The following is a 14,574-nucleotide window of genomic DNA, read 5'->3' on the forward strand; positions in this document are numbered from 1 at the left end:
AATAAAAATAGTAACATGAAAAAGTTTATTTACGCAGCCGTAGTTGCCTTTGCTGCGATCGGAGCAAGTGATTCATTTGCCCAAAGAGTTGATCTGAGAAGTGGCGACGTAGCCGTTTTATCAGGTCAGAAAATAGTCAACATTGAGTACGATTATTCAGAATTCGGAGTTGGGAAATTTGCCACCGAGAAAGAATATCTCGACAAGAAATCGGCTGAATATAATGCGAAGGAAGCAGGCAAAGGTGACACCTGGAAAAAGGCCTGGGTAGACGACCGTAAAAATCGTTTTGAACCGAAATTCGAAGAACTATTTAACAAAGGAATGGCTGATAAAGGTATGCAAGCCGTTCAGTCCCGGCCGGATGCGACTTATACATTGATCGTCCGTACCAAATTCGTTGAACCGGGTTTCAATGTGGGTGTAATGCGTAAAAATGCTTACGTGGACTATGAAGTTGACCTGGTGGAATCTGCCAACAAATCAGCAAAAGTGGCCCAATTGAATTTGCGCAACGTTCCCGGCGGACAGTTTGGCGGCTTTGACTTTGATACTGGCGTCAGAATCGCTGAATCCTATGCAAAAGCCGGAAAATCGCTTGCTGCATTTTTGGATAAAAAGCTTTAATAACAATTCAATCTTACAATTCTAACGTTCTCTTGTTATGAAAAAGTTGTTACTTCTTGCATTTGTTCTTTTGAATGCCGGATTTGCATCTGCTGAAAATACAATGGCAGATCTTTTCAACGGCAAAGCCAAGCTTACGTTTCTGGGCCTGGACTTTACACAGGCTAAATATGTTGGTAAAATCGGTTTTACAGATCCTGTTGCCATCCAGAACCAGCATATGGTGAGCTGGAACAATCTGATCGAAATGGAGCCAAAAAAGTTTTCGCTTCAAAAAGCCTTCAACTTGAAGGATGATCAGTACGCTTCCAAAGTGGAGGATATGGTGAAGTATAACAAATCAGCCAATGTTGCGGATAATATTACCGAAGCGGAATCTGTATTGACGGAAGATCAGGTCAAAAAATCCGTTGCAAAATATTCATTAAGTGAAAAGGATGGGATCGGCGTTGTGTATGTCGTTGAAAGTCTGAGCAAAACAGCCGAAAAACTGACGGTATGGGTCACTTTCATTGATCTGAGCACTAAAAAGGTGCTTTATACAGAGAAAGTGGAAGGAAAGGCAGGCGGTTTCGGTTTCCGGAATTACTGGGCTGGTGGCGTGTACAAGATCAATGAAGCCATTGACTCAAAACTTTACAAGAAGTGGAGTAAAACCTACAAGGTTTAAAATTCAAATAGAATTTCTTATTTTTAAAAGTTAGTTCATTACCGATACCATTGCATATTTTTTGTAAGCTGTGATCTGTTCACCATTTTGGAGGACGCTTCACAGCTTACTGTTTAACTGATAACCCATTATCGTGCGGATTTTACCTCTCATTTTCCTGGCGCTTATCACGTTAGCCTTATCCGGTTGCGGAAAAATGCTTTATCAGTCTGCTGCCAAGGCTTTTGATAAAGGCGTTAAAGAGGCTCCTTATGATGCTGTCATTGTCCCCGGATTTCCGCATAACGGCAAGAAATGGGATATGATATTGCAAATGCGCATACATTGGGCACATTATCTTTATTCGAAAGGCTATACCAAAAATATCATTTTCTCCGGGTCTGCCGTTGCCACACCCTATGTGGAAAGTAAGGTGATGGCCAACTATGCGCACGCATTAGGCGTCCCCCTCGAAAATATTTTTACCGAGGAAAAGGCTGAACACAGCACAGAAAACGTATACTATTCTTACCGTCTTGGAAAAGACCTCGGTTTTACAAAACTTGCGCTGGCTACCGATCCGATCCAGACAAGTTACATGCGCAGATTCATCAAGCGGTTTGAACTGCCCATTGGGCTTATGCCCACGGTTGTCGATACATTAAAGGTTATGAACCTGTACGAGCCGAAAGTGGACCTTAATTCCGCGACACGTAAAGGGTTCGTAAAGCTTTCGGACAGAGAAAATTTCTTCGAGCGTTTCAGAGGGACAATGGGAAAATACATTATCTGGCATGAGGAGGACCTTAAAAAGAAAAAGCACAGAAGAAAATTCAAGGACAGAATGATCCCCGCCTCTACGGCAAAAAATGAACCATAATAGCGTATAATGAAAAAAGAATTGTCGGCAATTGGCGCCAAGTATGAAGCACAAAAAATAGCGTTTGGACCCATGTATTTTCAGGCGGTTGTAGCGCTCAGGGAACTGGGGATCTTGCAGTTTATCAGCAACAATCGGAAGGGTGTCAGCATGGAGACGATTATTGAGCAAGTCGGCGTTTCGGAGTACGGCGTGACATTATTGCTGGAAGCCGCGGAAATTATCGGGGTTGTTGAAATAGAAAATGAAATTGTAAAAATAACCAAGGTCGGCTTTTTCCTTTTAAAGGACGAAATGACGCGGGTCAACATCAATTTTATGAATGATGTTTGTTACCTGGGCGCTAAAAGCATGACCGACAGCATAAGAAACGGAAAGCCGGAAGGTTTGAAAGTGCTGGGCGACTGGCCGACCATTTACGAAGGCCTCTCCATCCTGCCCGAACCTGCGAAGACTTCCTGGTTTGAATTTGACCATTATTATTCAGACAATGCATTTCCGGAGGCGCTTAAAATTGTGTTCAGGAAAAACCCGAAAATGATCTTTGACGTAGGTGGTAACACGGGGAAATGGTCATTTGCCTGCTGTAATCACGATCCGGATGTTAACATAAAAATTCTGGATCTTCCGGTTCAGCTCAAAGTCGCAAAAGCCAATGCAACTGAACGAAATTTGCTGGATCGCATAGGTTTTCATCCTATTAACCTGCTGGATCGTTCGCAGGAAATTCCGCAAGGAGCTGATGTGATCTGGATGAGCCAGTTTCTCGATTGTTTTTCAAAACAACAGATCATTCAAATCCTGGAAAATGCGTGCAACGCATCTTCTGAAAACACCACGCTGTACATTCTGGAACCATTTTTTGATAACCAGAATTACCCGGCGGCGCATCACAGCCTGGTGGCAACATCGCTCTACTTCACGATTATGGCGAATGGCAACAGCAAAATGTATCGTGTCGAGGTTATGAAGGAGCTTGCCCGCGAAGCAGGCTTCGAAATCGTAGAAACTTATCCGTTGATCGGCGATAGCTATCACACTATTCTGGAATGCAGGAAACAGGCTTAGGAACATCAGGCCCGAATCATTTGTTTCATCGATAGTATACGATTAGTTACATGAAAAGATCACTGATTATCATTTTCTTTTGTCTGATTTCCTTAACTGCTTTTCGGTTTATACAGTCGGATAAAAAAGCTTTTTACAAAGCATTATCAAGCGGTGAGGACGCGGCTATCGACGAGCAACTGGCCGATTTGAGTAAGGGAAAACAATCGTCGCGGATAAATGCATACATTGGCGCATTGACAATGAAAAAGGCTGGATTGGTAAAAGGGGTGAAGGGAAAAGTCAAAACCTTCAAGAAAGGGGCCCAGTTGTTGGAAGATGAGATAAAAAGCAATCCGGCAAATACAGAATACAGGTTTCTGCGGCTTGCCATTCAGGAACACGCCCCGGGCATTTTGAAATACAATAAACAGCTTGACGAAGACAAGGAGGCAGTAATAGCCGGATTTAATAAAGTGGACAGTGATATGAAATCGGTCATTGCCAATTATGCAAAGGATTCCAAGGTTTTGAGTTCGGCAGATTTAAAGTGAGATTTAAGTAAAAGGATTGTAGATAAATGGGAAAAATACTTGTCGTAAACTACTCGCAAACCGGGCAATTGAATGAAATCATCGACCAGTTTTTATCTCCTTTTGATCCCGAAAGTGTAGAACGGCACCAGATCTACCCGGTTATCCCATTTGTTTTTCCGTGGACAACCGGGGAGTTTTTTGATAAAATGCCTGAATGCGTCCAGGAAGATACAATCCCGTTGAAACGCATTCCTTTTGCGGCCCAACATTATGATTTGATTGTGCTCGGATACCAGCCGTGGTTTTTGTCACCATCGCCTCCTGTCACGTCGCTGCTTAAAGATCCCGATTTTCAATCCATCATGCACGGCACACCCGTTGTGACCATTATTGGTGGAAGAAATATGTGGCTTAACTCTCAGGAAAGCATTAAAAATCTGATCAAAAATGCTGGTGGAAAACTGGTAGGCAACATTCCGCTTATGGATCGGACCTCCAATCTGATCAGCGCTTTCACCATATTACATTGGATGCTGACTGGCCGGAAAGATAGCAAATGGAATATTTTCCCCCTGCCCGGCGTTAGTGACGAGGATATTAAGAGTGCGTCGAAATTTGGTGCGATTGTGAATAGTGCGGCAGCAAGATCGGATTACAGTGACCTGCAAAAGGAGATTCTAAGAACCGGATTGATAGCAATCCCGACGGACATTCTTTTCATCGAGCAACGCGCTAAAAAGCTTTTCAGGATCTGGGCCAATCTCATCAAGAAAAAAGGAACAACGCCTGCTAAGCGGAAAAGACTGGTCAGTTTTTTTAAATATTATCTCCTTATAGCATTGTTTATGGTCGCGCCGGTGATCCTTTTCGTATATAATTTGCTGATCGTGCCTTTTACCGGAAATGCGATTAAGAAGAAAAAAGAATACTTTTGTGGTGTAGAAACCAAATAATAATGTCAGACGCATATATTACCAGAATTGCCAAGTTTTTGCCGAATGAACCCGTTTCCAACGATGAAATGGAAGCATATTTAGGGTATATCAATGGAAAACCTTCTAAATCAAAAGCACTTGTTTTACGTAATAACGGCATAAAAAGCAGATACTATGCGCTGCAAAAAGACGGAACGGCCACGCATACCAATGCGGAAATGGCGGCGCTGGCAGTAACAAGACTTTTTGAAAAAAATACATCGGAAATACAGGACATAGACTTGCTAAGTTGTGCCACGTCAAGCCCGGATCAATTGATGCCTTCGCATGGTTCGATGGTGCACGGGTATCTTAAAGATGTGGGATCTATCGAGGTGGTGTCTCCTTCCGGCGTTTGTTGCGCGGGCATGCACGCATTCAAATATGCATATATGTCCGTAAAGCTGGGTGAAAAGCAAAAGGCAATTGCCTGTGCATCTGAAAGACTCTCTCCCGTCTTGCGGTCCGATCAGTTTGAGGATGAAGTCCAGCAACTTTTAAAATTGGAAAAAAATCCATACCTGGCATTTGAAAAGGACTTTTTGAGATGGATGCTGTCCGACGGTGCGGGTGCGTTTCTCGTTGAATCCGAGCCTAATCAATCCGGGATTTCATTGAAAATTGATTGGATTGAAGGCTGTTCTTACGCAAATGAGCAGGAGCCTTGCATGTATATGGGCGCGGACAAGCTCCAAGACGGCTCGCTGAAAAGTTATAAAGATTTTAAAAGTGAGCAGGTTCAGGAACATTCTGTTTTCAGTATCAAGCAGGATGTGAAGCTTTTAGGAGAAAAAATTGTTAAATTGGGTTTCGCCAAGCTGAAAGACATTCTTGTCAAAAGAGGAATTAGCATGGACGAGGTGAGCTATTTTCTGCCCCATTTGTCGAGCTACTTTTTTGAAGGCAAAATTGAGGACTTTTGCAATGAGAATGGCATGCCGATTTCAAAAGAGAAGTGGTATACCAATCTGGTTACAAAGGGTAATGTCGGCTCAGCTTCGATTTATATGATGCTGGAAGAGGTTTTTTACAGCGGTGCGCTGAAAAAGGGCGAAAAGATCCTGCTGGCAGTGCCTGAAAGTTCCCGCTTTTCTTATATGTTCTGTATGTTGACTGTTTGCTGATCCAACTTTGACTCATGAAAAAGGAAGACCTTCCACAAGACCCCGGCGCATTGGACAAGTTTACGCGGGAAGTATGTTACGTCAAGAATGAGGACGGAAAATACGAAACTGCTTTAAGCAGAGGCTGGGAGGTCAAAAAGCAAGCTTTGGACAGTGCCTGGGATGATGTGAACGAGCGGATAGAGGAGGCCAGGAAGGCAGTTGCAGGTGGAGAAAAAAGCCCGATACACTATTTTATGGAACTTAGATTAATGGATCTGCCCGTTCTTTCGGGTTACACCGGATTTTTTCCTTTTTTTATCAAAAGACATTTAAAGCCATCTGTTTTCAAAGGATTAAGCGATCGCAAACTGGAAAAATATGCCATTGCGTTCGACGTTACATTGCAGGAATTGAAAAATTTTAAAGGTTGATCCAGTGAATATTGATAGCCAAACGGATGAGTTTCGCCACGTTCAAACGGCGCATTGTGAGAATGGGGTAACTACGGCATTATTGCGCTATCACGGCATGGATTTCATGACGGAGCCACTTGCCTTCGGAATGGGTTCAGGGCTTTTTTATATACAAATTCCCTTTTTAACAGTAAATAATGGGCCGGCTATCTCGTTCAGGACGATGCCGGGCGCTATATTCAAGCGGACCTGCAAGTCGTTGGGCGTGGATGTTACCAGAAAAAAGTTCTCTAATGTTGCCGCTGCCGAAGCGTTTCTAGATCAGAAAGTCCGTGAAGGCGTGCCGGTAGGCTGCCAGGTCGGCGTTTTTCACCTGACTTATTTCCCGAAAGAATATCGTTTCCACTTTAACGCGCATAACCTGATCGTTTTTGGTGAGGAGGATAACGATTACCTGATCAGTGATCCGGTAATGGAAGATGTTACCACATTATCCAAGTCCGACCTGAGCCGCGTGCGCTTTGCACAAGGCCCGCTAGCGCCAAAAGGGCACATTTACTTTCCTGAAAGGGTAAAACCGGTAACGGACGATGTGATCCGTAAAGGAATTGTAAAAGGAATCCGCCGCAATGTGCGCGATATGCTAAAAATTCCGGGAAATTTTGCCGGCGTTGATGGTATCCGGCATACGGCAGGCCACATTCGCAAATGGCGTGACAAACTTGGATTGAAAAAGGCAAGCCTGTATCTGGGGCAGATTGTGCGGATGCAGGAGGAAATCGGCACAGGAGGAGGCGGTTTTCGTTTCCTGTACGGGGCATTTCTGGAAGAAGCGTCCGCTTACATGCAGGATGACCGCTTGTCGGTAATTTCGGAGGATTTTACAAAAGCTGGCGATATGTGGCGTGCGAGTGCGATCAAAATGGCGGGCGTTTATAAAGGACGACTTACCGAACAAAAAGATTTTGATGAAATAGCTGATATGCTGATCGAGATCAGAGCCGTAGAAAAAGAAGCGTTTCAGAAATTGTCGCGCCTGAATCTTGGTAACTGAGCACTATGATATGACCGAATCGGTTTGCATTGATATTCAAAATGTTTCTAAAAAATACAAATTTGCCCAGGAAAACAGCCTCACAGACGTCTCTCTGAACATTGCTGCGTCTGACATTTTCGGGTTATTAGGGCCTAATGGTGCGGGCAAAACAACATTAATTTCCATTTTGTGCGGCATTATCCCGCCATCTTCCGGGACCGTCCGTTTTTATCATCAAAATCAACTTATTTCTGATCAGGAACGTAAAAGCCGCATCGGCTTCGTCCCGCAGGAATATGCATTTTATCAGGAACTTACGCCGCGTCAGAATCTGGATTATTTCGGTGCCATGTATAATCTCGCTAAAACAGACCTTGAAACACGCCGCGAGCATTTGCTGGAAATTTTAGGACTGAGCAAGTTTGCAGATAAGAAAGTCGGGACGTTTTCGGGCGGGATGAAGCGGAGGGTTAACCTCGCTATTGGCATTATCCATGAACCCGACATACTGTTTCTGGACGAGCCTACCGTTGGCGTCGACGTGCAGAGCAGGAATGCAATCATTCGCTATTTACGCGAAATCAACGACACCGGCACCACCATTATCTACACATCCCATCACATGTCCGAAGCAGAGGAATTCTGCAAACATATTGCGCTCATTGATCATGGTAGGGTTATTGCAAAGGGAGATCTTACCGACCTGAGAAATGAGCACAAGGTTTCCAATCTGCAATCTTTATTCATAAAACTGACAGGGGAGGAGTACAGGGATTAATATGTTCAAGATTTTTTCATCATTGCGCAAAGAATATTTGCTCCTTATTAATGATAAGGTAGGCCTGGCTTTGATGTTTCTGATGCCGCTTTTGCTGGTTTTTATTATTACCATTATACAGGATAGCGCCTACAAAATGGTGAATGAAAACCAAATACCCTTGCTCGTTGTCAATCATGATGCAGGCAAGGAAGGCGACAAACTCGTTGCGTTGCTGACCAAGTCAGGGCTTTTCAAAATCGATTCCCAGGACGCTGTTCCCGAAAAATCGCTCAAATCGGAGTTATTATCACGGGGTAAATTGATTGGCTTGTTCATTCCTGAAACATTTTCTGCCGGGCTGGAAAGTAATGCAAATGATGTAAGTAATATTCTCATCGACGATCTGGGGCTGGAACGTGATTCCATTAGCGCAAAAAAGGTGTCCATGCCCAGGCTTTCTTTTTATAATGATCCGGTTTTGCAGGAGAATTACAGCTATTCGGTTATGGGCATTATCCAGTCCTACATGAGCGTCATTGAAAATTCACTGATGATCGACAGAATGTACACCACAATGGATCTCGGCGGCCAATCGCAAAAGCTGAAAGACAAGATGATCTCGAACCGTGTGAAGATCAACCAGATCGTGGCCAGTAATAACAATTCCACCGCCATTCCGAATTCTACACAGCATAATGTGCCTGCCTGGACTATTTTTGCCATGTTTTTCATGGTTGTCTCACTGGGTAGCAATATTGTGAAAGAGCGCATTAATGGCAGTTTTCTGCGTTTGAAAACCATGCCGACGACATTTATGCTGGTTATGTTTAGCAAAATGGCGGTTTATGTCATTGTTGCGGTTTTTCAGGTGGCGCTCACTTTTTCTATGGGCATCTGGATCCTGCCGGAACTGGGATTGCCCAAACTGACGATTCCTTCCAATCTTTTCGCATTCGGATGCGTAATCCTGATCAGCAGTATGGCGGCCGTAAGTTACGCTTTAATGATCGGCGCTTATGCCCGTACGGAGCAGCAGGCCAATGGTTTCGGTGCCATTTCGATCATCATTTTTGGCGCGATAGGCGGGATTCTGGTGCCTACATTTGTTATGCCGGGCTTTATGCAGTTCGCCAGCAATTTTTCACCGTTGCATTGGTGCCTGGAAGGTTTTTACATTCTTTTCCTGAAAGGCGGCAGCTGGCAGGAGCTGAAAAATGTGTTCGCATTTCTTGGGATGTTTATCCTGATTTGTCAACTTGGAACATATTTTAAGCTAAGGATGGAAAGAATTATTTAAGTTTGAATTCAGAAAAGAAAGTTAAACCTTCCGGCTTAATTCTCCTGGCACCTCAATTATAAAAGCAAATAAGCCAGATCATAGGCGATCAACAGTATTATGGACATAGAAAGTTTAAAACCCATTATCAAAGGTCAGATAGTCCAGTATTTGAATTTGTTAGACATTAATCCGCAAGACATTAAGGATGATGAACCACTTTTCGGTGGCGATCTGGGATTGGATTCGATCGATTCGCTGGAATTGGTCGTGCTTCTTGAAAGAGAATATGGCATCAAAATAACCAACCCGGCCGAAGGAAGGAAAATCCTTGTAGATGTGAACCACATGGCTGAATATATTTTGGCAAATACCAAAACCGCCTGAAAATGAAACGGGTGCTGGTGACCGGAATGGGCATTATTTCTGCTATTGGGGAAAACCTTACGGAAAATCACGCCAGTTTGCGCCAGGGAAAAACAGGCATTGCCCAAGCTGCCCATTTTGAATCGCGTTATGCTGCATTGCTGCCATTTGGCGAATGTGTATCCGGCAATGAGCATCTGAAAGCGTTATTGAACTTAGCAGATAGCACCGGTTATACCCGGACAGACCTGCTTGCCAGCAAAGCATTTGCCGAAGCGATCACAGATGCAAAGCTCTCACAGGAACAAATTTCATCATTTGACACCGCATTGATTTCCGCAACAACCGTGGGCGGAATGTGCCTCACAGACCAACTTTACGAGGATGCCAACCTGAAAACGAGCGGTTCAGAATATCTGGAAGCTTACAGTTGTGCAGCTCACACCATTAAATTGCTTGAAAAATATAAGATCAGGGGATTTTCCGATACCATTAACACCGCTTGTTCTTCCTCTGCCAATGCTATTTTAATGGGCGCCCGACTTATCAGATCAGGACGTGCGAAACGGGTGATTGTGGGCGGCGTCGACAGTTTGGCCAAATACACGGTCAATGGTTTCAATTCGCTTAAAATTCTTTCGCCAGAGGCATGCAAACCATTTGATGAAAACCGGGACGGGCTGAATCTGGGCGAAGCGGCGGCATATCTGGTGCTGGAAGGGGAGGAAGTCGTAGGTGATAAAAAGGTTTACGCAGAAGTGGCAGGTTACGGCAACGCGAATGATGCACATCACCCCTCTGCTATGTCGGATGAGGCCACGGGCGCCATTCGGTCTATGCAGGAAGCCGTTGCGTCAGCAGGAATTGGCTTCGATCGCATTGACTACGTTAATGCGCACGGAACCGGGACGCCTAATAATGATGCGGTGGAGCTTTTCGGGATGAGCCAGTTATTTGATACAATTCCCCCATTCAATTCCACAAAATCCTACACGGGGCACACATTGGGCGCTGCAGGAGCGGTGGAGGCGATTTTTAGTATTTTGAGCATTGTGCATAATGAGATCTTCGCCAGCTTACATGTAAAAACGCCTATGAGCTCACACAATGCGAGGCCTGTTTCTGCATATACGTCAGACAAAAAATTGAGCTACGCACTTTCCAACTCATTCGGCTTCGGCGGGAACTGCACTTCCCTGGTTTTTTTGAAGCAATAATTAGGGTTAGCTAGGGCTGCATGAGTTCCTTCAAAATCTTCTGGGCAGCAATGGAAATAATGGTTCCCGGGCCAAAAATGCCTTTTACGCCTGCATCATAAAGAAATTGGTAATCCTGGGCAGGAATTACACCGCCCGCAATCACCATAATATCGGCACGACCGATATTTTTCAATTCTGATATGAGTTCGGGGATGAGCGTTTTATGGCCAGCCGCAAGGCTGGACGCGCCGATAACGTGCACATCATTCTCGGCGGCTTGCCTCGCCACTTCTTGTGGTGTTTGGAAAAGGGGGCCAATGTCAACGTCAAAGCCGAGGTCTGCAAAACTTGTAGCAATTACTTTTGCCCCGCGATCATGCCCGTCCTGACCCATTTTGGCGACTAATATTCTCGCCCTTCTGCCTTCCATTTCGGCAAACTGGTCCGACAACTCCAATGCTGTACGAAAATTTTCGTCATCAGAAGCCTCTGCCTGATAAACTCCTGAAACAGAACGAATGGTAGATTTATAACGTCCGAATTCTTTTTCCATCGCATCCGAAATTTCTCCTAATGTAGCCCTTTTACGTGCTGCTTCAATGGCCAATGCCAGCAAATTGACTGACATATCCTTTCCTCCTTTTTGCTTGCAGGCGGCAGTAATGTTGTTCAGCGCATTTGCCACAGCACCGGAATCGCGTTCCTTTTTGATTTTTTCCAGAGATGCAATCTGCGATAAGCGAACTGCCTGATTATCAATTTGGAGAATGTCAAATGTGTCTTTGCTTCCTGTTTTAAACTTATTGATCCCTACAATGATATCTTTGCCCGAATCGATACGCGCCTGCTTTTTCGCGGCAGCTTCTTCAATGCGCATTTTCGGAAGTCCGGTTTCAATGGCTTTCGTCATGCCGCCGAGCTTTTCCACTTCCTCAATCAGTTGCCAGGCTTTTTCCGTGAGTTCTTTTGTCAAATATTCCACATAATAGGAACCGCCCCAAGGATCCACTGCCTTGCAAAGATCCGTCTCATATTGAATGAAAAGCTGCGTATTTCGGGCAATGCGGGCAGAAAAATCGGTTGGTAGTGCCATGGCCTCGTCCAGGGAGTTGGTATGCAGCGATTGCGTGTGCCCCATGACCGCAGCCATGGCTTCAATGGTCGTCCGGGCTACATTGTTATAGGGATCCTGTTCTGTGAGGCTGTAACCACTCGTTTGGCAATGTGTCCTTAATGCTAATGATTTCTCGTTCTCAGGATTGAATTGATTTACAATCTTAGCCCAAAGGAGCCTTCCGGCGCGCATTTTGGCTATTTCCATAAAATGATTCATCCCGATGCCCCAGAAAAAAGAAAGCCTCGGCGCAAAATCATCAATCCTGATGCCCGCTTCCAAGCCCGTACGAATGTATTCCAGACCGTCTGCGAGCGTATATGCAAGCTCAATGTGCGCCGGTGCGCCCGCCTCATGCATGTGATAACCGCTGATGCTGATGGAGTTGAACTTGGGCATGAATTGCGAAGTATATGCAAAAATATCGCCCACAATGCGCATGGAAGCGGCAGGCGGGTATATATAAGTGTTCCGCACCATAAATTCCTTCAAAATGTCATTCTGTATAGTCCCGGACAGCATTTCGGGCGATACGCCCTGCTCCTGAGCGGCTACGATAAAAAATGCCATAATCGGAATCACCGCACCATTCATGGTCATGGACACGGACATTTGATCCAGAGGGATCTGATCGAAAAGCATCTTCATATCCTCCACAGAATCAATTGCCACACCAGCTTTGCCCACGTCGCCCGTGACACGCGGGTGATCGGAATCATATCCGCGATGCGTGGCCAGGTCGAATGCAACGGAAAGCCCTTTCTGACCCGCAGCGAGGTTTCTTTTGTAAAAGGCGTTGGAATCAGCGGCGGTCGAAAAACCCGCATATTGGCGAATGGTCCACGGGCGTTCCAGATACATGCTGGCATAGGGACCACGTACGAAAGGCGGATTCCCGGCACCAAATGCCAGATGTTCAGCTCCTACGAGATCATTTTCACTGTAAAAACCCTTCAACCTGATCCCCTCCGAAGTGAGCACAACCCTGCTGGTTTGTTCTTGTTGTGAAGAACTATCTGTCTGTATGGGCTTAATGTGCTTGAAATCCGGTTTCATGGCTTTATTGCTGTTAATGCTGACGCCCGGAAGCATTTCGGCAGGTTTTGATCCATCAGTAAATGCGGATTGCTATTATCATTGTTATCCTTCAAATAAATCGGGTCAGCATCCTCGATAAACTTATTGACGCCGATCATAACCTTGCCTTCACCGAGGTCTTTCACTTTTTGCGCAAGCGAGACATTTAATTGATTTTGAATAAACCCCGATTCAAAACATTTGACAAAACCTCCTTTGTCTTCCATTTCCAAAAACAACTCCCAGGCTTTATCCGCCATTTCGAGGGACATTTTTTCAAGCATATAAGAGCCCGCAGCCGGATCTGCAACGTAGGCCAATGCGCTTTCATGAACCAGAATGGAAGACACATTGCGCGCAATGCGTTCAGAAAAATCAGCTGGTTCCTGAAATGGATGGTCATAGGGGGTTACGGTTAGCACATTACAACCGCCCATCACCGCGCTCATTGCTTCGGAAGACGCGCGGATCATATTCGTATAAGGCGCCGCATCAGCATTGTAAAATGAAGAGGTCTGCGCTTGTATAAATGGCGTGCAAAGTGCCCGGGGCAATTGATAGGCGTCCGAAATTTTGCTTAATAAAAAGCGAAATGCCCTCAATTTTGCGATTTCCGAGAGAAATTCCGGGCCAATCGAAAATGAAAACAGTGCCCGGTTAAGGGCAATCAGCGGAGAAACGCCTTTATCCGTCAGCAAATCAATATAATTAACAACCTCCGAGAGCACCATTGCTAATTCCTGAACAGGATTTGCACCATTGTTATGAAACAGGCGGCCATCCACCATGTAAGCACGAAACTCGCGCATATTGCGCGTTTCATCCAATAAGGCAACTATTGCGCGAAGGTTATCTTCAAAGAACTTTCCAGTGCGCATCCATTTGGCAATCGGGTCGGATGCGATGCCGCCTTTGAGATAGTAACCTGCATTTTTGGATATTTCCTTGAAAACATCCACAGCATTTTCATCCGTTTGAAAATAAACAGCAGTATCGCTTAACCGGATTCCGTGCAGCAATTTTGGAAATTCGCAGTGAGCGATATTGACATTTGCAAGGTCCAGCATGATCGCATCAGCGCCGTACTCCAATGCATGCCTCATAGCAACATTCGCCTTGCGCGGTTCTGAGAATTTGACCACAGGAACGTTTTGCCAGCCCGGTATTTTTTTCTGACATGCCTGCATCGCGGCCATCCTTTCAGGCTCGATTTTCGAATGCGTCAGATAGGGATCTAAATGCAAATCGGCCCCAATTGTCCAGTCAGATAATGTTTTGAGCCTTCCTTTCAATTCTTTTTCAGCCTGTTGTTCCCAGGCATCTTTACCGGAAGGGCTAAAATCTGAAAATAAACGGGTGGTCATTTGGAAGCTGATAAGGTGGAAGTGAGCGTTTTTGCCGGTAAACAAAGCTACAAATTTGAAGTTACTTTTTCAGTTGTTGGCACAAAGCACCCTTGTCGAAGATATAACACATTAATTAAATCGATTTATTTTGTGGGTTTGCAGATGGCC

15 protein-coding genes are annotated in these 14,574 nt (G+C 44.9%); 13 read left to right on the forward strand and 2 right to left on the reverse strand.

The window, feature by feature from the left end; translation table 11 throughout:
- Positions 1-15: 15 nt before the first annotated feature.
- The 13 genes from NFI81_RS26175 to NFI81_RS26235 all read left to right on the forward strand — a co-directional run bounded on the left by NFI81_RS26175 (position 16) and on the right by NFI81_RS26235 (position 10,887).
- Entirely contained in the window at positions 16-627 is a 612-nt protein-coding gene (locus tag NFI81_RS26175; protein ID WP_234615465.1) for a hypothetical protein, read from the forward strand.
- A 37-nt stretch (positions 628-664) separates the two neighbouring features.
- Positions 665-1,297 (forward strand): hypothetical protein, encoded by a 633-nt coding sequence (locus NFI81_RS26180; protein WP_234615464.1) that lies wholly within the window; start codon positions 665-667, stop codon positions 1,295-1,297.
- Positions 1,298-1,430: 133 nt separating this feature from the next.
- Positions 1,431-2,156, forward strand: coding sequence for a YdcF family protein (locus NFI81_RS26185; protein ID WP_234615463.1), 726 nt, complete (start codon positions 1,431-1,433; stop codon positions 2,154-2,156).
- 9 nt (positions 2,157-2,165) lie between these two features.
- On the forward strand, positions 2,166-3,224 hold the full coding sequence (locus NFI81_RS26190) for a methyltransferase (protein ID WP_234615462.1): 1,059 nt from the start codon (positions 2,166-2,168) through the stop codon (positions 3,222-3,224).
- Between the two features lie 50 nt (positions 3,225-3,274).
- Positions 3,275-3,757, forward strand: a complete 483-nt coding sequence (locus tag NFI81_RS26195; RefSeq protein ID WP_234615461.1) for a hypothetical protein — start codon at positions 3,275-3,277, stop codon at positions 3,755-3,757.
- 26 nt (positions 3,758-3,783) lie between these two features.
- Entirely contained in the window at positions 3,784-4,692 is a 909-nt protein-coding gene (locus tag NFI81_RS26200; protein WP_234615460.1) for a hypothetical protein, read from the forward strand.
- Positions 4,693-4,694: 2 nt separating this feature from the next.
- Positions 4,695-5,837, forward strand: a complete 1,143-nt coding sequence (gene darB, locus NFI81_RS26205) for a dialkylresorcinol biosynthesis protein DarB (protein ID WP_234615459.1) — start codon at positions 4,695-4,697, stop codon at positions 5,835-5,837.
- 14 nt (positions 5,838-5,851) lie between these two features.
- The gene (DarG, locus tag NFI81_RS26210; RefSeq protein ID WP_234615458.1) at positions 5,852-6,250 is read left to right on the forward strand and encodes a flexirubin biosynthesis protein DarG; all 399 of its coding nucleotides are present in this window, start codon (positions 5,852-5,854) and stop codon (positions 6,248-6,250) included.
- A 4-nt stretch (positions 6,251-6,254) separates the two neighbouring features.
- Positions 6,255-7,286, forward strand: a complete 1,032-nt coding sequence (darH, locus tag NFI81_RS26215; RefSeq protein WP_234615457.1) for a BtrH-related acyltransferase DarH — start codon at positions 6,255-6,257, stop codon at positions 7,284-7,286.
- Positions 7,287-7,296: 10 nt separating this feature from the next.
- Positions 7,297-8,046: an ABC transporter ATP-binding protein gene (locus NFI81_RS26220; RefSeq protein WP_234615456.1), complete on the forward strand. Its 750-nt coding sequence runs from the start codon at positions 7,297-7,299 to the stop codon at positions 8,044-8,046.
- Between the two features lies 1 nt (position 8,047).
- Positions 8,048-9,325 (forward strand): ABC transporter permease, encoded by a 1,278-nt coding sequence (locus tag NFI81_RS26225; protein WP_234615455.1) that lies wholly within the window; start codon positions 8,048-8,050, stop codon positions 9,323-9,325.
- Positions 9,326-9,424: 99 nt separating this feature from the next.
- Complete coding sequence (locus NFI81_RS26230; protein ID WP_082215397.1) at positions 9,425-9,691, forward strand: phosphopantetheine-binding protein; 267 nt, start codon at positions 9,425-9,427, stop codon at positions 9,689-9,691.
- Between the two features lie 2 nt (positions 9,692-9,693).
- Positions 9,694-10,887 (forward strand): beta-ketoacyl-[acyl-carrier-protein] synthase family protein, encoded by a 1,194-nt coding sequence (locus NFI81_RS26235; RefSeq protein ID WP_234615454.1) that lies wholly within the window; start codon positions 9,694-9,696, stop codon positions 10,885-10,887.
- A 10-nt stretch (positions 10,888-10,897) separates the two neighbouring features.
- Here the strand turns inward: NFI81_RS26235 and scpA are convergent, their stop codons facing one another.
- Positions 10,898-13,039: a methylmalonyl-CoA mutase gene (gene scpA, locus NFI81_RS26240; RefSeq protein WP_234615694.1), complete on the reverse strand. Its 2,142-nt coding sequence runs from the start codon at positions 13,037-13,039 to the stop codon at positions 10,898-10,900.
- Positions 13,036-14,424 carry a methylmalonyl-CoA mutase family protein gene (locus NFI81_RS26245; protein ID WP_234615453.1) on the reverse strand — a complete coding sequence of 463 codons (1,389 nt, stop codon included), beginning with the start codon at positions 14,422-14,424 and terminating at the stop codon, positions 13,036-13,038. The genes scpA and NFI81_RS26245 overlap by 4 nt, the downstream gene beginning before the upstream one ends.
- Positions 14,425-14,574 lie beyond the last annotated feature (150 nt).

Source organism: Dyadobacter fanqingshengii (assembly GCF_023822005.2).
GTDB classification, from domain to species: domain Bacteria; phylum Bacteroidota; class Bacteroidia; order Cytophagales; family Spirosomataceae; genus Dyadobacter; species Dyadobacter fanqingshengii.